The following is a 21,128-nucleotide window of genomic DNA, read 5'->3' on the forward strand; positions in this document are numbered from 1 at the left end:
GGAACTGCTTTGGCTTTCTTTTAGGTAAATGACAGTTGACGCCGTGGATAAGACGAATCGCCGCGACAAAAAACCTCGCAGGCTTAGCTATCTGGGTCATTTCTCGCTAACGTCGAGCATGTGACGACTAACTCAGGAACCACCGCCGCCTCCAAGAAAAAGCCGAAAGGCAAAATCACCGACGGCCTCAGGTTTGGCCGTTTTCCAATCACCGCCGTGCAACCTGTGGTCGAGGGTGGAAGCTACCCCGCCAAGGCATTGCCGGGCGAAGGAATCGTGGTCGGTGCCACTGCTTTCCGGGAAGGCCATGACCAACTCGGCGTTAGCGCCGTCCTCCTGGATCCCCGCGGGAAGGAACGCCAGCGCGTCCGGCTGGCGCCGCCCAGGGGGGAACGCGGCCTCGGCACCGATCGCTGGGAGGGCGTCCTCACGCCGTCGGCCGTTGGTAACTGGACCTTCTTCATTGAGGCCTGGCACGACCGCTATGGAACCTGGCACCACAATGCCGAGGTCAAGGTGGCTGCGGGCATCGATGTGGAGCTGATGCTCGCCGAAGGCGAGGCACTTCTCGCTGACGCGGCTGACGACGTCTCCCGCAACGCGTCGGACCGGCGCACCCTGCGCATGGCTGCTTCGATCCTGGGCAACCCCTCCCTCTCCGAGGAGGAGCGCCTCGCCGGCGGCTTCAGTGCAGATGTGGCCGCCGTAGTGGACCGCCAGCCGATCCGGGAACTGGTCACCGTGTCCGAGCAGTTCCCGCTGTTGGTCGAGCGAGACCTCGCCGGCCGCGGGGCTTGGTACGAATTCTTCCCCCGGTCCGAAGGTGCCGTCCGGGACAACTCCACCGGGGCATGGACTTCCGGTAACTTCCGGACGGCGGCCAAGCGGCTTGACGCCGTGGCGGACATGGGCTTCGACGTCATTTACATGCCGCCGATCCACCCGATCGGCGTACAGCACCGCAAGGGTCCGAACAACACGCTCATCGCCGGCCCGCACGATCCCGGCTCGCCGTGGGCGATCGGCGCCAAAGAAGGCGGCCATGACGCTATCCACCCTGACCTCGGCACCTTCGAGGACTTCGACGCTTTTGTGGCCCGAGCCAATGAACTGGGCCTGGAAGTCGCCCTGGACCTGGCTCTGCAGGCCGCTCCGGACCACCCGTGGGTTGAATCCAACCCGGAATGGTTCACCACCCGGGTGGACGGCAGTATCGCCTACGCGGAAAATCCGCCCAAGAAGTACCAGGACATTTTCCCGCTCAACTTCGACAATGATCCTGAAGGGCTTTCCAAGGAGATCCTGCGGGTAGTGCAGTTGTGGATCAGCCACGGCGTCAGGATCTTCCGGGTGGATAACCCGCACACCAAGCCGGTGTGGTTTTGGGAGTGGCTCATCGCCCAAGTCAACAAAAAGACACCCGGCGTGGTGTTCCTCGCAGAAGCGTTTACCCGCCCCGCCATGATGCACGCTCTGGGCCGGGCCGGGTTCCAGCAGTCCTACACCTACTTCACTTGGCGGAACACGAAGGAAGAACTGGAGACCTATTTCCACGAGGTCAGCCATGAGTCACCTGCATACTTCCGCCCGAACTTCTTCGTCAACACCCCGGACATCCTCACCGAATACCTCCAGTTCGGCGGTCCGGCGGCATTCAAGATCCGTGCGGCGCTGGCCTCCACCGCCAGCCCGCTCTGGGGCGTGTATGCCGGCTACGAACTCTACGAGCACGTCGCGCGCCCTGGCGCGGAGGAGTACATCGACAACGAAAAGTTCGAGTACAAGGCCCGCGACTGGGACGCCGCTGCGGAATCGGGCCGAACACTTGCGCCATACCTGACCAGGCTGAACAGCATCAGGCACGCCCACCCGGCGCTTCAGGACCTGCAGAACCTGACGGTCCACCACAGCACTGATGACGCCACGGTGGTGTACTCCAAGCACAAGGCGCTGCCGGATGGCACCAAGGACACCATCATCGTGGTGGTCAACGTGGATCCGCACGGCACCAGGGAGAGCACGGTTTCGCTGGATCTCGCCGCTTTGGAACTGGACCCCGAGGACCTCTCGCCCAACGGCGGGTTCCGGGTGGAGGACCTCATTACCGGCGAAACCTGGGAATGGGGCGAATACAATTACGTCCGCCTGGACGCGCACGTCGAACCCGCACACATTCTGAGCATCAGGAGATCGCATCAGTGAGTTTTAACCCGCAGAGTTCCAGCCAGCATTTCACCCCCAAAAGCACGTTCGAACTGAATGCCCCGGGCCTGGCCCACGATCCCCTGTGGTATCGGAAGGCCGTTTTTTACGAAGTGCTTGTCAGGGCGTTTGCGGATGCCAACGGCGACGGTTCGGGGGATTTCTCTGGCCTGATTGACCGGCTGGACTACCTGCAGTGGCTAGGTGTGGACTGCCTGTGGCTTCCGCCGTTCTTCCAGTCTCCGCTGAGGGACGGCGGCTATGACATCTCGGATTACAACTCCGTGCTGGACGAGTTCGGGACCATCAGCGACTTCAAACGGCTGGTTGCCGAGGCCCATGCCCGCGGCGTCCGGGTCATCATCGACCTGCCGCTGAACCACACCTCGGACCAGCACCCCTGGTTTCAGGAATCGCGTAAGGACCCTGAGGGCCCGTTCGGCGACTTCTATGTGTGGAGCGATACAGACGAGAAGTACCAGGATGCCCGCATTATTTTCGTGGACACGGAGGAGTCGAACTGGACCTTCGATCCGATCCGCCGCCAGTTCTTCTGGCACCGGTTCTTCAGCCACCAGCCCGACCTGAACTTCGAGAACCCCAAGGTGATTGACGCCCTCTTTGACGTCGTGCGGTTCTGGCTGGACCAGGGCATCGACGGATTCAGGGCCGACGCCATCCCCTACCTCTTCGAGGAAGAGGGGACGAACTGCGAAAACCTGCCTGCAACCCACGATTTCCTGCGCAAGCTGCGGGCCATGGTGGACGAAAGCTACCCGGGCCGCGTCATCATCGCCGAGGCCAACCAGCCGCCCAACGAGGTGGTGGAGTACTTCGGGACGGCCGAAGAACCCGAGTGCCACATGGCCTTCCACTTTCCCATCATGCCGCGGCTCTACTACGCCCTGCGCGACCAGAAGGCCGCCCCCATCATCGAGACGATGCATGATACCCCTGAGATTCCCGAGGGAGCTCAATGGGGGACGTTCCTCCGGAACCACGATGAGCTGACACTGGAGATGGTCACCGCCGACGAACGCGCGGCCATGCTGGGCTGGTACGCCCCGGACCCGCGGATGCGGGCCAACATCGGTATCCGCCGCCGCCTGGCTCCGCTGCTGGACAACTCCCGGGCCGAGATCGAGCTGATCAATGCCCTGCTTCTGTCACTGCCGGGCAGCCCGTTCCTGTACTACGGTGACGAGATCGGCATGGGGGACAACATTTGGCTTGAGGACCGCGATGCCGTTCGCACGCCGATGCAGTGGAATCCTGACCGTAACGCCGGATTCTCCAACGCCGATCCTGGGAAGCTGTACCTGCCCGTCATCCAGTCGCTGGTGTACAACTACAACATGGCGAACGTGGAAGCCGAAGCCGCCCACTCCGGGTCATTGCTGCGCTGGACCCGCCAGATCCTCAGCGTCCGTAAAAACCATCCAGGTTTCGGGCTGGGCAACTTCAAGCACGTCGAGGCCGACCATGACGCCGTGGTCTCCTACCTTCGGGAACTCTCGGACGACAACGCCGCTGGTGCGCCCGGGGAAGTGATTCTGTGCGCGTTCAACCTTTCCCAGCACCCGGTCGCCGCGAAACTGCGGATTCCGCAGTACGCCGGCCGCGGACTCCGCGACGTTTTCGGCGGCCAGCCCTTCCCCGGGATTGACGAGGACGGATCCTTGACCCTGACACTGGGAAGCCACGACTTCTTCTGGCTGCGGGTGCGCTCGGCAGCGTCGAACCCCTCTTCGCCCCAGACGCAAGCGCTCCCCATCCTGCCGATCAGGAACTGATATGACCCAGCCAACTCTTACAGCCGAACTCACTGACGTCATGCGCGAATGGCTCCCGCGCCAGCGCTGGTTCCCGGTAAAGTCAGCCGAATTTTCGCTGGAGCAGGCAGGCAGCCTGAGCCTTGAGGATGCGGCCGGACAGGCTCGCCTTGAGGTCTTCCTGCTGGCCGTTTCTTCCCGGACAGCCGACGGCGGACAGCGGACGGACGTTGTTCAGGTTCCCCTGAGCTATCGCGACGCTCCGCTGACAGGCGCCGACAACGCGTTGGTGGGGCAGGCTCCGGACGCCGGGATGGCCTGGATTTACGACGCCGTGCATGACCCGTCCTTTGTGTCCGCCTGGCTGGAGCTGATCCGCTCAGAGTCGGCCTCGCGGGCAGGTGGAGCCACCGGTCACCGGACGTCCTCGAACCACCGCCTGCCCACGGCCCACGGCATGGTCAAAGTCCTTTCCGGGGAGCAGTCCAACAGTTCTGTGATCGTTGACGACGGCGACTCCGCGGCAATCGTCAAGTTCTTCCGTGTGCTCTCCGACGGGACAAACCCGGAGGTTGAGGTTGGTGCGGCGTTGACCGCCGAAGGTACCTCCGAGGTCCCTGCCACCCTGGGCTGGGTGCGGGGGGAGTGGCAAACGGCTGCGTCGCAACCGGCGGTAACGGCTGCGCCGCAGCCGGCGGGGGAGACCGTGCCAGGGCCCCGGCAGGCGCAGGGCGAACTGGCTGTCGCACATGAATTCCTCGCCGGAGGCCGCGACGCCTGGCGCCTCGCCGTGGATGCCGCCCGTACCGGATCTGACTTTACGGCGGAGGCACACGCCCTCGGCGCCGCTACTGCCACCGTCCACCGCAGGCTGGCTGCCGCGTTTGGAACCTCCGTTGAGGCGGTCCCCGGCCACGTAATTGCGCCCGGAGTAGCCAAGCGCGTGCGGCAGGCATGGGCGGAAGCCGCTGCCGCCGTCGGGCCCTACGACGAGCCGCTGCAGGCGCTGCTGGGCAAGCTCGACGGCGTGGAAGCGGGTCCTCTGCAGCGGATCCACGGTGACCTCCACCTGGGGCAGATCCTGCAGGTCCCCGGTCCCGGCAGCGAACCGGGCCGCTGGGCCATCCTCGACTTTGAAGGCGAGCCACTCCGGCCCATTTCGGAACGCAATTTCCCCGACGTCCCGCTGCGGGACGTAGTGGGGATGTTGCGCTCCTTCGACTACGCGGCCGGGGCGGCTGAACGGGAATACCAAGGGGCCCGCGTTCCGGCATCCTGGGTCGACGACTGCGCAGATGCCTTCCTTGCAGGCTATGCCTCCGTCACGCCCGGCACCATCGACCGTGCTTCGCCGCTCTTTGTGGCATTGTGGCTGGACAAGGCGCTCTACGAAGTTGTTTATGAATTGCGGAACAGACCTGACTGGCTGGCCATTCCAGCGAATGCGTCCAGGCGGCTCCTCAGCGTTAAAGGCTCCGGCGATCATGCCAGGGCAGCATCGGAAGGTATCAACATGACAGGTTCAGCACCCACAGACAGGCCGAGCGTGCCGCTTCACGTGGACCCGGATACTTTGGGCCAGGTGGCAAACGGCGAGCACCATGCGCCGCACTCCGTGCTCGGCGCACACTTGGACAGCCATGGTCACGTCACGGTCAGGACGGTCAAGCACCTGGCCGAGTCCGTGAGTGTGGTGACCGCCGCCGGTTCGGTTCCCATGACCCACGAGGACCACGGCGTCTGGGTGGCAGTGGTGGAACCGCTGGAGGCTGGCCACGTGCCGGATTACCGGCTGGACGTCACGTACCCCGGTGCAGAACCTGTGACAGTGGACGAGCCGTACCGATACCTGCCCACGGTGGGCGAAGTGGACCTGCACCTGATCGGCGAGGGGCGGCACGAGAAGCTTTGGGAAGTCCTTGGCGCCCACGTCCAGCACTACAAATCCTCGCTGGGTGACGTGGACGGCGTTTCCTTCGCCGTCTGGGCACCGAACGCCCAGGCAGTCCGTGTCAAAGGGGACTTCAACGCGTGGGACGGCCGCGAAAACTCGCTCCGCTCGCTGGGGTCCTCAGGCGTTTGGGAAGTTTTCATCCCCGGCGTTTTAGCTGGGGCGTGCTACAAGTTTGAGATTCGGACCAAGCACGGCAACTGGGTGGAAAAAGCCGATCCCCTGGCGTTCGGCACCGAGGTTCCGCCGCTCACAGCTTCCAGGGTGGTGGAACCTTCCTATGCGTTCAAGGACGCCGAATGGATGGAAGCACGCGCCAATCGCGACCCGCACAATTCCCCGATGAGCGTCTACGAAGTCCACCTCGGCTCGTGGCGCCTCGGCCTGGGCTACCGCGAGCTGGCCAAGGAACTGGTTGACTACGTCAAGTGGCTCGGCTTCACGCACGTGGAGTTCATGCCCGTGGCCGAACACCCCTTCGGCGGTTCCTGGGGCTACCAGGTGACGTCATACTTTGCTCCGACCTCGCGCTTTGGCCACCCGGACGAATTCCGGTTCCTGGTGGACTCCCTGCACCAGGCCGGCATCGGTGTGCTCCTGGACTGGGTACCGGCGCACTTCCCCAAGGACGCCTGGGCGCTGGCACAGTTTGACGGCGAGGCGCTGTATGAGCACGCCGATCCGAACCTGGGCGAACACCCGGACTGGGGAACGCTGATTTTCGATTTTGGCCGGACCGAGGTGCGGAACTTCCTCGTGGCCAACGCGCTGTACTGGCTCGACGAGTTCCACATCGACGGACTCCGCGTGGATGCTGTGGCTTCCATGCTGTACCTGGACTACTCGCGGGAAGACGGGCAATGGTCGCCCAACCGTTTCGGCGGCCGCGAAAATCTCGAGGCCATTTCCTTCCTGCAGGAAGTCAACGCCACCGTCTACAAGACCCACCCGGGCGCGGTGATGATAGCCGAGGAGTCCACGGCTTTCCCCGGCGTGACTGCCCCGACGAGCCAGGGTGGCCTGGGCTTCGGCCTGAAGTGGAACATGGGCTGGATGCATGACTCCCTCAAGTACGCCTCCGAGGATCCGGTCAACCGCAAATGGCACCACGGGACGGTCACGTTCTCCATGGTGTACGCCTTCACTGAGAACTTCCTGCTGCCCATCAGCCACGACGAAGTTGTGCACGGCAAGGGTTCCATGCTCCGGAAGATGCCGGGTGACCGCTGGCAGCAACTGGCCAACCTGCGGGCGTTCACGGCGTACCAGTGGGCACACCCAGGCAAGCAGCTCATCTTCATGGGCACCGAGTTTGGCCAAGAGGCCGAGTGGTCCGAACAGCACGGTCTCGACTGGTATCTCGCCGAAATTCCGGCGCACCGCGGAATGCAGCTCCTCACTAAAGACCTGAACGAGCTTTACAGCGCGACGCCGGCCCTCTACGAGCGGGATAACGAGCCGGGCGGTTTCCAGTGGATCAATGGCGGGGACGCCGACCGCAACGTTCTGACCTTTATCCGCTGGGACAAGGACGGTAACCCGGTGGTTTGTGCCATCAACTTCTCCGGCGGCCCTCATGTGGGGTACGCGCTTGGCGTTCCGGCGGCCGGGGCGTGGGCTGAAGTGCTCAACACCGACGCAGAGGCCTATGGCGGATCAGGTGTTCTCAATGCCGGCCCGCTGATTGCCACGGACAAGGGGCTCGATGGTCAGTCGGCAACGCTGACCGTGACGTTGCCGCCACTGGGCGCAGCCTACTTCAAGCCCAGCGCCGTGCCGGCCGTTGGGCAGCCCGCCAGCGGACAGCCAGTTGTGAAGCCGGTCTCTTAAAGCCGACGGAAAAAGCCCGGAATCCCTTGAGATTCCGGGCTTTTTCGTTGGCTGATGGACGGGTAGCACGGGGCTGTTCCGGGGCCGGGTGGTCAACCCTGAGAAGTGGTGGTAGAGTTTATCTCCGCGCTGCTCCACGGAGTCAGACCGAAAAAACCGACACGAAAGCCCTAGGGCGTTGAGAGTCGCGGACGCCGGTTTGACAAGAGTGAGACCAGTCGGTAAGTTTGAAAAGTTGCTCCGGAGCGATCCACGGTTGTTTAGTGCTGGTGGTGGTGCCGGGTGTGTCTGTTGTTTGAGAACTCAATAGTGTGCCAAGTTTGTTGATACCAATTTATTATTAATTGGTTGAATTGACTGGATCGTGCCGCCCCTGTGGTGTGGTCTGGTTTTTACAGCTGGTTTCAAATTTTGCAGTGCGGTTTCCGCGTTATTTCCGTGGTTCCGTGTTGTGTTCGTTTTTGTTTTACTTCAACGGAGAGTTTGATCCTGGCTCAGGATGAACGCTGGCGGCGTGCTTAACACATGCAAGTCGAACGATGAACCTCACTTGTGGGGGGATTAGTGGCGAACGGGTGAGTAACACGTGAGTAACCTGCCCTTGACTCTGGGATAAGCCTGGGAAACTGGGTCTAATACCGGATATGACTCCTCATCGCATGGTGGGGGGTGGAAAGCTTTTGTGGTTTTGGATGGACTCGCGGCCTATCAGCTTGTTGGTGAGGTAATGGCTCACCAAGGCGACGACGGGTAGCCGGCCTGAGAGGGTGACCGGCCACACTGGGACTGAGACACGGCCCAGACTCCTACGGGAGGCAGCAGTGGGGAATATTGCACAATGGGCGAAAGCCTGATGCAGCGACGCCGCGTGAGGGATGACGGCCTTCGGGTTGTAAACCTCTTTCAGTAGGGAAGAAGCGAAAGTGACGGTACCTGCAGAAGAAGCGCCGGCTAACTACGTGCCAGCAGCCGCGGTAATACGTAGGGCGCAAGCGTTATCCGGAATTATTGGGCGTAAAGAGCTCGTAGGCGGTTTGTCGCGTCTGCCGTGAAAGTCCGGGGCTCAACTCCGGATCTGCGGTGGGTACGGGCAGACTAGAGTGATGTAGGGGAGACTGGAATTCCTGGTGTAGCGGTGAAATGCGCAGATATCAGGAGGAACACCGATGGCGAAGGCAGGTCTCTGGGCATTAACTGACGCTGAGGAGCGAAAGCATGGGGAGCGAACAGGATTAGATACCCTGGTAGTCCATGCCGTAAACGTTGGGCACTAGGTGTGGGGGACATTCCACGTTTTCCGCGCCGTAGCTAACGCATTAAGTGCCCCGCCTGGGGAGTACGGCCGCAAGGCTAAAACTCAAAGGAATTGACGGGGGCCCGCACAAGCGGCGGAGCATGCGGATTAATTCGATGCAACGCGAAGAACCTTACCAAGGCTTGACATGGACTGGAAATACCTGGAAACAGGTGCCCCGCTTGCGGTCGGTTCACAGGTGGTGCATGGTTGTCGTCAGCTCGTGTCGTGAGATGTTGGGTTAAGTCCCGCAACGAGCGCAACCCTCGTTCTATGTTGCCAGCGCGTTATGGCGGGGACTCATAGGAGACTGCCGGGGTCAACTCGGAGGAAGGTGGGGACGACGTCAAATCATCATGCCCCTTATGTCTTGGGCTTCACGCATGCTACAATGGCCGGTACAAAGGGTTGCGATACTGTGAGGTGGAGCTAATCCCAAAAAGCCGGTCTCAGTTCGGATTGGGGTCTGCAACTCGACCCCATGAAGTCGGAGTCGCTAGTAATCGCAGATCAGCAACGCTGCGGTGAATACGTTCCCGGGCCTTGTACACACCGCCCGTCAAGTCACGAAAGTTGGTAACACCCGAAGCCGGTGGCCTAACCCCTTTATGGGGAGGGAGCTGTCGAAGGTGGGACTGGCGATTGGGACTAAGTCGTAACAAGGTAGCCGTACCGGAAGGTGCGGCTGGATCACCTCCTTTCTAAGGAGCACCTACAACAACCCTGCCAGGCGTTATGTCTGTGTGGTGGTGTTGTCAGGAGTACGCCCGTTGCGCAGACGCAAGTTCTGCGGCGGGTGCTCACGGGTGGAATATCAGCAAATAGGTGCCTGGCGGCACATGCCGGCGGCTAGTACGAATCATGGTTCCCTTCGGGGGGTGTGGTTCTGGAACGTTCGCCGGTGTTCTATCGCTGGGTAGTGTTTGGCACACTGTTGGGTCCTGAGGCAACAGGGCCGGGTGGGATGCGTTGTGGCTTACGGGCTGTGGTGTGTTCTTGTCCTGGTACTTGTTTGTTTCTGGTTTCCTGGCTGCACCGATCACACGGTTGCTTGTCTCTTTGCGGGGGCGGGTGTGTGTGGGGTGTGTGGTTTGGGGTTGTTGTTTGAGAACTACATAGTGGACGCGAGCATCTTTTATAAGAAGCAATTTCCAAGAATATGAACCTGGATCTGTTGTTCTGTCTTTCGGGATGGAGCAGTGGTTTCTGTGGTTCTCTCGAAAATTTCTGAATTGATCTTTTGTGGTCAAGTTTTTAAGAGCACACGGTGGATGCCTTGGCATTAGGAGCCGAAGAAGGACGTAGGAATCTGCGATAAGCCTGGGGGAGTCGATAACCGGACTGTGATCCCAGGGTGTCCGAATGGGGAAACCCCGCCAGGGGAGCGATCTGCCTGGTGACCCGCATCTGAACACATAGGGTGCGTGGAGGGAACGCGGGGAAGTGAAACATCTCAGTACCCGCAGGAAGAGAAAACAATAGTGATTCCGTTAGTAGTGGCGAGCGAACGCGGATCAGGCTAAACCGTTCCATGTGTGATAGCCGGCGGGCGTTGCATGGTCGGGGTTGTGGGACTTTCCATACCAGTTCTGCCGGATTGGTGGGGTGTGATGTGCAGGCATAGGTGAACGGTCTTGAAAGGCCGGCCAGAGAGGGTGTGAGCCCCGTAACCGAAATGTTTTGTGCCGCCTGTGAGAGTATCCCAAGTAGCACGGGGCCCGAGAAATCCCGTGCGAATCTGTCAGGACCACCTGATAAGCCTAAATACTCCCTAATGACCGATAGCGGACCAGTACCGTGAGGGAAAGGTGAAAAGTACCCCGGGAGGGGAGTGAAACAGTACCTGAAACCGTGTGCTTACAATCCGTCGGAGCATCTGCAGCTTGCTGTATGGGTGTGACGGCGTGCCTTTTGAAGAATGAGCCTGCGAGTTAGTGTTACGTCGCGAGGTTAACCCGTGTGGGGAAGCCGTAGCGAAAGCGAGTCTGAATAGGGCGTTGCAGTGGCGTGATCTAGACCCGAAGCGAAGTGATCTACCCATGGCCAGGTTGAAGCGACGGTAAGACGTCGTGGAGGACCGAACCCACTTCAGTTGAAAATGGAGGGGATGAGCTGTGGGTAGGGGTGAAAGGCCAATCAAACTTCGTGATAGCTGGTTCTCCCCGAAATGCATTTAGGTGCAGCGTTGCGTGTTTCTTACCGGAGGTAGAGCTACTGGATGGCTAATGGGCCCTACAAGGTTACTGACGTCAGCCAAACTCCGAATGCCGGTAAGTGAGAGCGCAGCAGTGAGACTGTGGGGGATAAGCTTCATAGTCGAGAGGGAAACAGCCCAGACCACCAACTAAGGCCCCTAAGCGTGTGCTAAGTGGGAAAGGATGTGGAGTTGCGAAGACAACCAGGAGGTTGGCTTAGAAGCAGCCATCCTTAAAAGAGTGCGTAATAGCTCACTGGTCAAGTGATTCCGCGCCGACAATGTAGCGGGGCTCAAGTACACCGCCGAAGTTGTGGATTTCAAATTTTTGCCAAGCCGCTCACTTGTTGGGTTGGTTCAGGCGTTTGGAGTGGTAGGGGAGCGTCGTGTGGGCAGTGAAGTCGCGGTGTAAACCAGCGGTGGAGCCTACACGAGTGAGAATGCAGGCATGAGTAGCGAAAGACGGGTGAGAAACCCGTCCGCCGAATGATCAAGGGTTCCAGGGTCAAGCTAATCTGCCCTGGGTAAGTCGGGACCTAAGGCGAGGCCGACAGGCGTAGTCGATGGACAACGGGTTGATATTCCCGTACCGGCGAAAAACCGTCCATGTTGAACAGGGGATACTAACCGCCCGAGACCTGCCCAATCACCCTTGTGGTGTGCGGGTTTTGGTGGAGCGCGGGACCTGATCCTGGGAGGCAAGCGTATTAACAGGTGTGACGCAGGAAGGTAGCCGAGCCGGGCGATGGTTGTCCCGGTCTAAGGATGTAGGGCGAACGGTAGGCAAATCCGCTGTTCATGATGCCTGAGATCTGATGGGACCCCCGTAAGGGGGGATTTGGTGATCCTATGCTGCCGAGAAAAGCATCGACGCGAGGTTTTAGCCGCCCGTACCCCAAACCGACACAGGTGATCAGGTAGAGAATACTAAGGCGATCGAGAGAATTATGGTTAAGGAACTCGGCAAAATGCCCCCGTAACTTCGGGAGAAGGGGGGCCCCAACCTTGAACACCACACGCTGGTGGGAGGGGATCGGGGCCGCAGAGACCAGGGGGAAGCGACTGTTTACTAAAAACACAGGTCCGTGCGAAGTCGCAAGACGATGTATACGGACTGACTCCTGCCCGGTGCTGGAAGGTTAAGAGGACCGGTTAGCCCTTACGGGCGAAGCTGAGAATTTAAGCCCCAGTAAACGGCGGTGGTAACTATAACCATCCTAAGGTAGCGAAATTCCTTGTCGGGTAAGTTCCGACCTGCACGAATGGAGTAACGACTTCCCCGCTGTCTCAACCATAAACTCGGCGAAATTGCAGTACGAGTAAAGATGCTCGTTACGCGCAGCAGGACGGAAAGACCCCGAGACCTTTACTATAGTTTGGTATTGGTGTTCGGAGTGGCTTGTGTAGGATAGGTGGGAGACGTTGAAGCCCGGACGCCAGTTCGGGTGGAGTCATCGTTGAAATACCACTCTGGTCACTTTGGACATCTAACTTCGGCCCGTAATCCGGGTCAGGGACAGTGCCTGATGGGTAGTTTAACTGGGGCGGTTGCCTCCTAAAAAGTAACGGAGGCGCCCAAAGGTTCCCTCAGCCTGGTTGGCAATCAGGTGTCGAGTGTAAGTGCACAAGGGAGCTTGACTGTGAGAGAGACATCTCGAGCAGGGACGAAAGTCGGGACTAGTGATCCGGCGGTACATTGTGGAATGGCCGTCGCTCAACGGATAAAAGGTACCTCGGGGATAACAGGCTGATCTTGCCCAAGAGTCCATATCGACGGCATGGTTTGGCACCTCGATGTCGGCTCGTCGCATCCTGGGGCTGGAGTAGGTCCCAAGGGTTGGGCTGTTCGCCCATTAAAGCGGTACGCGAGCTGGGTTTAGAACGTCGTGAGACAGTTCGGTCCCTATCCGCTGCGCGCGCAGGAAATTTGAGAAGGGCTGTCCTTAGTACGAGAGGACCGGGACGGACGAACCTCTGGTGTGTCAGTTGTACTGCCAAGTGCACCGCTGATTAGCTACGTTCGGATGGGATAACCGCTGAAAGCATCTAAGCGGGAAGCTCGCTTCGAGATGAGATTTCCATACACCTTGTGTGTGAGAGGCCCCCAGCCAGACCACTGGGTTGATAGGCCGGATGTGGAAGCGAGGACTAACGACTCGTGAAGCTGACCGGTACTAATAGGCCGATAACTTACACCACACACTCTCTTCGTGAACCCGTTTCAAAAGGGGTTCACACCAATGAAGAGAGTAAAAAGAAACAAGACTGCTTGCGTCCACTATGTGGTTCCCAAACAACAAACCCGTTGCTTGAGGAACAAAAAACACAACACAATAACAACACCACAATGTTGTAGCCACAGATTTCCCACCCACGGCCCACACGCCGGCAGGGTGCGGACACAAGGTTACGGCGGTCATAGCGTGGGGGAAACGCCCGGTCCCATTCCGAACCCGGAAGCTAAGACCCACAGCGCCGATGGTACTGCACCCGGGAGGGTGTGGGAGAGTAGGTCACCGCCGGAACACCATTAAACGGTCGAGAGCCTCCAGACACAGTCCGGAGGCTCTCCCGCATTTAACCCCCCACCCACGAAACCCAGGCCACCACGTGCGGGAGCGTCCGGATGGGCCGCGTAGAGTTGACGTCCATGGATAACCTTTTCAGTCACTTGGACGATGCCGTGCCTGTACCAACAGAGCCAGCGGAGAGCCTCGAGCCTGTCGTCTTTACGGTGACGGTGCCTGGCCCGGTGGCGCAGGCGTTTGCCGGGTTCACGGACCACACCCATCTGTGGTGGCCACTGGAATCTCAGGGCGTGTTCGGTGCCGGCTCGTATGTCGAGTTTGAGGAAAACCTCATCATGGAAACGGCTGACGACGGCAGGACTGCTGTCTGGGGCAGTATCGATGATTGGCAGCCACCGTTGTCCTTCCACGCCTCGTGGCATCCCGGAACAACGGCGTTGTGGTCCACGGAGCTGAGGCTGGCATTTAGAGCTGTCCCTGAGGGGACCGAAATCCGTCTGGTGCACGACGGCTGGGAGGGCGCCGAGGACCCGGCTGCCACTCGGGCGTCCTACGCCGCCGGCTGGCCAGAGGTGTTGGACCGTTTTGTGAGGTTCATGGGTGGCGCCGGAAATGATGACGGGGCCGGCAAATGAAGGCAGGAAGCTTCGTAGGCAGCTTTGTTGACGAGCTTGTTGACGCTCTCGGCCCCGGGCAGGTCAGCACGGATGAAGCGGCGCTGGAAAGGTACGCAGTGGACCAGGCCCCCGTCTTGGACTTCCAGCTGCCTGAGGCCGTGGTCTTCGCCCGTACGGTGGCCGACGTCCAGGCCGTCCTCAGGCTGTGTACTATACGCGGGGTTGCAGTGGTGGCCCGCGGTGCGGGGACCGGTGTTTCCGGGGGCGCGCACGCAAGCCGGAACTCCATCGTCCTGTCCTTGGAACGGATGAACCGCATCCTTGACCTGAACGCGGACGACGAGACCGCCGTCGTCGAGCCCGGCGTCGTTAACGCCGCCCTCAACGAAGCGGCAGCTCCCCACGGCCTGATGTATGCGCCGGATCCGGCGAGCTTCCGCACCTCGACCATTGGCGGCAATGTTGCCACCAATGCCGGTGGACTGCGCTGCGCGAAATACGGCGTCACCAGGGACTCGGTCCTGGCACTGGACGTGGTGCTGGCGGACGGGTCGCTTCTCCACACAGGGCATCAGACGTTCAAAGGTGTGGCCGGCTACGACCTGACGGGCCTGTTCGTCGGCTCCGAAGGGACGTTGGGGATCGTGGTGGGCGTGACAGTGCGCCTCAAGTACCTGCCCCGGGACGTACAAACCATCGCTGCGTTCTACCCCGACTTCCGTCAGGCCGCCGCGGGGGTCCTGGCTGTGGGCCGGGCCCGGGTGCAGCCGGCCATCATGGAACTGCTCGACGGCGGGACTCTGGCCCAGCTGGACCACCTCCACGGCTCGGATCTGACTTCGCGCGGACGTTCGCTGCTTCTGATCCAAACCGACGGGTTCGGCGCTGCGGCAGAGGCCGACGTCGTGCGTTCCGTCCTCGCCGCCGGTGGGGCAACGGTGAGTACGGAAGCCACCGCCGAAGCCGAACAGCTTGTGGAACTCCGCCGGAACAGCCGCGGTGTGGAAGTGGACGACCAGTACCGGGTAGGCGAGGATGTTGCAGTGCCGCGGTCACGCCTGGTGGACTACGTCGCCGCCCTCGAAGGCCTGGCAGCGAAGCATGACGTAAACCTGAAAGTTGTGGCGCACGCCGGGGACGGCAACCTGCACCCCACATTCTGGATTGATCGGGACGGTCGTGCCGTCGACTCGGGCGCCATGGACCGGCTGAACCTTGCCCTGGATGCTTCCGTGGTCGCGGCCCTCGACATGGGCGGCACCATCACGGGGGAGCACGGAGTGGGCCAGTACAAACTGCGTTGGCTCGGCCTTGAGCAGCCGGAACCTGTCCGGGAGCTCCAGCGGAGAATCAAGGCACTCTTCGACCCCGCCGGCATCCTGAACCCCGGCAAGGCCATTTAAGGCCCCGGCCCAACTAGGTAGCAACAGATGTCGTTATGAGCGCTCAAAACGACATCTGCTGCTACCTAGTTGGGGTGGTATTAACACAGCCGTGCTGCAACCGGAACGGGGCTTCTAGTCGTCGACGTCCGGGTACTCGTCGGCTGATTCGTCAGCGCCGTAGCGTGACTCTTCCGTCTCCACTTCGAGGATCTTGATCATGTCAGTGTCCGGGTTGAGCATGATGGCGGCTTCGTCACGGCGGTGGCGCAGGATTGAATCAATATAGGACTGCACAGCTTCCGCGAGCGGGATGTGGCGGGCCTGATCCTGGGACATGTACCAGCGGTGCTCCAGCACCTCGTGGACTGCCTCCGCCGGCTCCAGCTTGCGGGACAGGTCGCGCGGGATGGAGCGGACGATCGGCTCGAAGACCTGGCTGACCCACAGGTGCGCGCTGTATTCCTCGTCCATCCCCGGGTTGTTGTCGGCCCGGAAGGTGTCCATGTCGTTGAGGAGGCGCCTCGCCTGGTTCTCCTGGGCGTCCAGGCCGGTAAGCCGCAGCAGTCGGCGCATGTGGTGGCCCGCGTCCACCACCTTGGGCTGGAGTTGGATGGTGGAGCCGTTCTGGGTGGTCTTGATGGCGTATTCCTCGACGTCGAAGCCGAGTTCGTTGAGCCGACGGATGCGGGCGGCCACTCGCCACCGTTCGCCGAGTTCGAAGGATTCCTTCTCCGTCAGCTCCGCCCAGAGCCGGCGGTAGCTTTCCATGATGAGTTCGCTGGTGGCAACGGGGTCCACCTTCTCCTCGATGAGGCCGCCGTCCAGGAGGTCCATCAGCTCACCGGCAATATTGACGCGCGCGATTTCGAGATCGTACTCACGTTGGCCGGTGGAAAGGTCGGGGTAGAGTTCGCCGGTCTCGGCGTCCACCAGGTAGGCGGCGAATGCGCCTGCGTCACGGCGGAACAACGTGTTGGACAGTGAAACGTCGCCCCAGTAAAAGCCAACGAGGTGCAGCCGGACCATCAGGAGCGCCTGGGCGTCGATGAGCCGGGTCAGGGTGTCCTTGCGCAGCATCTGGGAGAACAGGGCACGGTACGGCATGGAGAACTTCAGGTGGCGCGTGACCAGCACCGGGTTCAGCGGGCGCCCGTCCAGGGTGGTGCGGCCGGTGATGACTGCCACCGGGGTAACGCAGGGGACATCCAGGCGGGCCAGCTTGCGGAGCATGTGGTACTCATGGCGGGCTATATGCTCGGATGTTTCCTTGATGGCAATGACGGAGCCGCCCAGATGCGCGAAACGCACGATGTGCCGCGAGATACCGCGGGGGAGGGCCGCGAGGTTCTCGGCCGGCCAGTCCTCCAGTGCGATGTGCCAGGGCAGATCAAGGAGTTCAGGATCCGCGGCCGCAGCCGTGATGCTCAGGGAGCTTGAGACCGCGGCGAGCTTGGAGTCGTTGGCGCTTGCCGCCTCAAACCGGGGCAGTTTGCCCACCTGCGCGTAGTCGGTGGGCTCGTCGTGCCACTGGGCGCTGTTTTCATCGGTCATGAGTCAATTCTTCCGTACATTGGGGCCGCAGGGGGCAAACTGCTGAAACGCCGACGGCGGCCCTCCCGAAGTGGGGAGAGCCGCCGTCGGATAGCGATCTCGTCAGGCTCGATCAGCGGTTGGGTTAGTCGCCCAGGCGCAGGCCGGTCTTGGTGTCGAACAGGTGCACGTGGCCCGACTGCGGGCGGACGTAGATGGTCTCGCCCTTCAGCGGGGGGCGGCGGCCGTCGACGCGTGCCACGATGTCGTGGTCCTTGCCGTCCAGCGTGGTGTGGCCGTAGACGTAAGCGTCGGCACCAAGTTCCTCAACGACGTCGACCTCCACCTGGAGGCCTTCGCCATGCGCGGCCTGCTCCAGGTCCTCAGGGCGTGAGCCCAAGGTGACGGTGCTGCCGTGGGCCTCTTCGAGGACGTTGCGCGGCACGGGGTAAACCGTTCCGCCGAACTGGACGCCGCCGTCGACCACGGGAAGTTCGAGCAGGTTCATGGCGGGGGAGCCGATGAAGCCGGCAACGAAGACGTTCTTGGGCTTGTCGTAGAGGTTGCGCGGGGTGTCAACCTGCATCAGCAGGCCGTCCTTCAGCACCGCCACGCGGTCACCCATGGTCATGGCCTCAACCTGGTCGTGGGTCACGTAAACCGTGGTGACGCCGAGGCGGCGGGTCAGGGACGCGATCTGCGTACGCGTCTGGACGCGCAGCTTGGCGTCCAGGTTGGAAAGCGGCTCGTCCATGAGGAAGACCTGCGGGTTACGCACGATGGCGCGGCCCATGGCAACACGCTGGCGCTGACCGCCGGAGAGTGCCTTCGGCTTGCGGTCGAGGTACGGCTCAAGGTCAAGAAGCTTGGCTGCTTCACGGACGCGCTCGGCACGCTCTTCCTTGGAGACGCCGGCGATCTTCAACGCGAAGCCCATGTTGTCCGCAACGGTCATGTGCGGGTAGAGCGCGTAGTTCTGGAAAACCATCGCGATGTCGCGGTCCTTCGGCGGAACATCGGTGACATCGCGGTCGCCAATCAGGATCCGGCCGGCGTTGACGTCCTCGAGGCCTGCGAGCATGCGCAGGGAGGTGGACTTACCGCAACCGGAGGGTCCAACGAGGACCAGGAATTCGCCATCGGCGATTTCAATGTTGAGCTTGTCAACAGCGGGCTTCTCTGTGCCCGGGTACAGACGCGTAGCGTTATCAAAAGTAACTGTAGCCACAGTTATCAATCCCTTCACCGGCAGGTACGTGCCGGACGATCCGTAGTGAATGGTTCATGTAATTCAGTTATCCACGGCATTGCAGCCGTGTACTCCCCGGCCGAAGCCGAGGAGTATCGCGTGACGCCGCACGGTTCTGTGCGCCACATCACAAACAAGAGTATGTCAGAAGAATGCTGAATTGGTGTAAATGTTACGGACGTCACACGTGAGGTTGGACATAAGGGCCCGCCAGTGAGGGTCCATCACTGCGCGGCGGGGCCTTCCTCGGCCACCACCAGGCTCCGCTCCTGCAGAAGGGCCTCCAGCAGTTCCGCCACGTGGACCGGCGACTCCACCCGGAACTCGGCCTGGGTGAAGTCCAAGCCAACTTTCACGCCCACGTCGCCGGCCTCGAGGCGGCCGAGGGCGTCCTCATCGGTGACGTCGTCCCCGGCGAAAAGGACCGCGGTTGCCCCGGTGATCTGGCGAAGGAACGTGAGGCCCTCTCCTTTCGACGCGTTGACCACGGAGGTTTCCAGGACGCGTTTGCCGTTCTTCAGGAAGACGCCTTTGCGGTCCTGGAGCACCGAACGGGCCGCAGCCACCGCATCCTCGGCAACATCGTCCTCAGCGAGCCGGGTGTGCAGGACCACGCCGGCGGGCTTGTCTTCCAGGAGTGTTCCCGGTGCCTGTTCCACGATGTCTTCGAGGACACCCCGGACCTCGGCGAGCAGCAGGCGCTGGCCCTCGTCGAGGGTCAGCTCTGCGGAGCCGGGGCCCAGCCAGGCTTCGGCCCCGTGGCTGCCGATCAGCAGGGTGTCCACCGGCGGCGACGCCACCGCACGCAGGGAGGCGAGGGCGCGGCCGGAGAGGAGTGCCGTCGTCGTCCGTGGCAGCGCGGCGAGTCCGGCGAAGGCGGTGGCTGAGCGCGGAAGGGGGCGGGCGTCCCCGGCGCGGTCGACGATCGGGGAAATGGTGCCATCGAAGTCCAGTGCCACCAGCAGGTTTTCGGTCTGGGCGATGCGCCGCACGGCCTCCCGGAGTTCCGGGGACAGTGCGAGCGGTTGTTTGGCGGGGCGGCCGTCAGGAGTCATCACGGACAACCTTTTCGTTCAGGGCCGCGAGGAAGTCTGCTGACCAGTGGTCGACGTCGTGCTCCAGGATTTGCTTGCGCATGGCGCGCATGCGGCGGGCAGCGTCCCTCGGGGACATGTTGACCGCGTGCATGATGGTGTCCTTGAGGCCGTCGATGTCATGCGGGTTCATCAGCAGGGCCTGCTTCAGCTGGTCGGCCGCACCGGCAAACTCGCTGAGCACCAGGGCGCCGTCGTTGTCTTTTCGGGCCGTGACGTATTCCTTGGCCACGAGGTTCATGCCATCCCGCAGGGCGGTCACCAGCATGACGTCCGCGGCGAGGTACAGTGCCACCATTTCCTCCACCGGGTAGCTGTGGTGCAGGTAGCGGACGGCTGTGTTCTGGATGGTGTCGTACGTGCCGTTGATGTGGCCGACCGTACCCTCGATCTCTTCCCGCAGGAGGCGGTACTGCTCCACCCGTTCCCGGCTGGGGCTGGCCACTTGAATCAGCGTGGCGTCCGTGACGGCCAGCTTGCCTTCGTCGAGGAGCTCTTCGAACGCCTTGAGCCGGTGGCGGATGCCCTTGGTGTAATCCAGCCGGTCAACCCCCAGCAGGATGGTCTTGGGGTTGCCGAGGTCCTGGCGGATCTGGCGGGCGCGTTCGATGACCTCCGGCTTGTGGGCCAGTTCGCTGATCTGGGCCACGTCAATGGAGATGGGGAATGCTTGGGCCCTGGCGATGTGGGTGATCTGGCCGTCGTGGCCCTTCACGTGCACCTGCTGCTGCTTGACGCTCGCGCCCAGGAAACGGCGGGCGGAGCGCATGAAGTTTCCGGCGTCGCTGGGACGCTGGAAGCCGACGAGGTCAGCGCCCATCAGGCCGTCGATGATGGCCTTGCGCCAAGGCAGCTGCGCGAAAATTTCCGGCGGCGGGAAGGGGATGTGGTTGAAGAACCCGATCCTCAGGTCCGGCCGCGCCTCGCGGAGCAGCCGCGGCACGAGCTGCAGCTGGTAGTCCTGGACCCACACGGTGGCGCCTTTGTCCGCGTGGTGAATGACGGCGTCGGCGAACCGTTGATTGACCTTGCGGTACGCGTCCCACCAGGTCCGGTGGAACTCCGGTGGCGCGATGACGTCGTGGTACAGCGGCCACAGGGTGGCGTTGGAGAAGCCTTCGTAATAGAGCTCGACGTCGTCCGTGCTCAGCTGGACCGGGACCAGGTCCATGCCGCCGTGGCTGAACGGCTTGACGGTTTCATCCGGAGCGCCGTGCCAGCCCACCCATGCGCCGTCGGTTTTGGTCATCATGGGTGCGAGGGCTGTCACCAGCCCGCCGGGGGAGCGGCGCCAGCCGGAGCCGTCGTCTCCGCTCTCACCTGGTGTGCTGCGGTCAACGGGCAGCCGGTTGGACACCACCATGAAGTCGTACTTTGTGGGCGTATTGTGGGCGTGCGCGGCCGGATGGTCGTCGGGTACGGCTGTCGGTTTTTCTTGGACGGGTGTTTGCATTGCGGCCCCCTGGGGTTGCTTGTGCCTTT

Annotated in this window: 9 protein-coding genes and 3 rRNA genes; 8 read left to right on the top strand and 4 right to left on the bottom strand. The window is 61.7% G+C overall.

What is annotated here, in order from left to right:
- Nucleotides 1-120 precede the first annotated feature (120 nt).
- The 8 genes from AC1MCD_RS03605 to AC1MCD_RS03640 all read left to right on the top strand — a co-directional run bounded on the left by AC1MCD_RS03605 (nucleotide 121) and on the right by AC1MCD_RS03640 (nucleotide 15,791).
- Nucleotides 121-2,202, top strand: a complete 2,082-nt coding sequence (locus AC1MCD_RS03605) for an alpha-1,4-glucan--maltose-1-phosphate maltosyltransferase (RefSeq protein ID WP_498675919.1) — start codon at nucleotides 121-123, stop codon at nucleotides 2,200-2,202.
- Nucleotides 2,199-3,995 carry a maltose alpha-D-glucosyltransferase gene (treS, locus tag AC1MCD_RS03610; protein ID WP_498675923.1) on the top strand — a complete coding sequence of 599 codons (1,797 nt, stop codon included), beginning with the start codon at nucleotides 2,199-2,201 and terminating at the stop codon, nucleotides 3,993-3,995. Before AC1MCD_RS03605 ends, treS begins: the two co-directional genes overlap by 4 nt.
- 1 nt (nucleotide 3,996) lies before the next feature.
- The gene (locus tag AC1MCD_RS03615; protein ID WP_498675926.1) at nucleotides 3,997-7,755 is read left to right on the top strand and encodes a 1,4-alpha-glucan branching enzyme; all 3,759 of its coding nucleotides are present in this window, start codon (nucleotides 3,997-3,999) and stop codon (nucleotides 7,753-7,755) included.
- Between the two features lie 471 nt (nucleotides 7,756-8,226).
- A 16S ribosomal RNA gene (locus tag AC1MCD_RS03620) occupies nucleotides 8,227-9,750 on the top strand.
- 543 nt (nucleotides 9,751-10,293) lie between these two features.
- Nucleotides 10,294-13,442, top strand: a 23S ribosomal RNA gene (locus tag AC1MCD_RS03625).
- A gap of 209 nt (nucleotides 13,443-13,651) precedes the next feature.
- Nucleotides 13,652-13,768, top strand: a 5S ribosomal RNA gene (gene rrf / locus AC1MCD_RS03630).
- The 16S, 23S and 5S rRNA genes sit together here, the layout of an rRNA operon.
- Nucleotides 13,769-13,893: 125 nt before the next feature.
- The gene (locus tag AC1MCD_RS03635; protein ID WP_498675928.1) at nucleotides 13,894-14,406 is read left to right on the top strand and encodes an SRPBCC domain-containing protein; all 513 of its coding nucleotides are present in this window, start codon (nucleotides 13,894-13,896) and stop codon (nucleotides 14,404-14,406) included.
- Nucleotides 14,403-15,791 carry an FAD-binding oxidoreductase gene (locus tag AC1MCD_RS03640; protein ID WP_498675929.1) on the top strand — a complete coding sequence of 463 codons (1,389 nt, stop codon included), beginning with the start codon at nucleotides 14,403-14,405 and terminating at the stop codon, nucleotides 15,789-15,791. The genes AC1MCD_RS03635 and AC1MCD_RS03640 overlap by 4 nt, the downstream gene beginning before the upstream one ends.
- Before the next feature lie 114 nt (nucleotides 15,792-15,905).
- Here AC1MCD_RS03640 and AC1MCD_RS03645 read toward each other — a convergent pair whose 3' ends face one another.
- From AC1MCD_RS03645 to AC1MCD_RS03660, 4 genes are all read right to left on the bottom strand, one after another.
- Complete coding sequence (locus AC1MCD_RS03645) at nucleotides 15,906-17,324, bottom strand: DUF4032 domain-containing protein (RefSeq protein ID WP_498675932.1); 1,419 nt, start codon at nucleotides 17,322-17,324, stop codon at nucleotides 15,906-15,908.
- A gap of 124 nt (nucleotides 17,325-17,448) precedes the next feature.
- Nucleotides 17,449-18,531 carry an ABC transporter ATP-binding protein gene (locus tag AC1MCD_RS03650; RefSeq protein ID WP_498675934.1) on the bottom strand — a complete coding sequence of 361 codons (1,083 nt, stop codon included), beginning with the start codon at nucleotides 18,529-18,531 and terminating at the stop codon, nucleotides 17,449-17,451.
- A gap of 245 nt (nucleotides 18,532-18,776) precedes the next feature.
- Nucleotides 18,777-19,607 (bottom strand): trehalose-phosphatase, encoded by an 831-nt coding sequence (gene otsB, locus AC1MCD_RS03655; RefSeq protein ID WP_498675936.1) that lies wholly within the window; start codon nucleotides 19,605-19,607, stop codon nucleotides 18,777-18,779.
- A complete protein-coding gene (locus AC1MCD_RS03660) occupies nucleotides 19,597-21,099 on the bottom strand; it encodes an alpha,alpha-trehalose-phosphate synthase (UDP-forming) (protein WP_498675938.1) in 1,503 nt (500 codons plus the stop codon). Before AC1MCD_RS03660 ends, otsB begins: the two co-directional genes overlap by 11 nt.
- Between the last annotated feature and the right edge of the window lie 29 nt (nucleotides 21,100-21,128).

Source organism: Arthrobacter sp. BF1 (assembly GCF_056680215.1).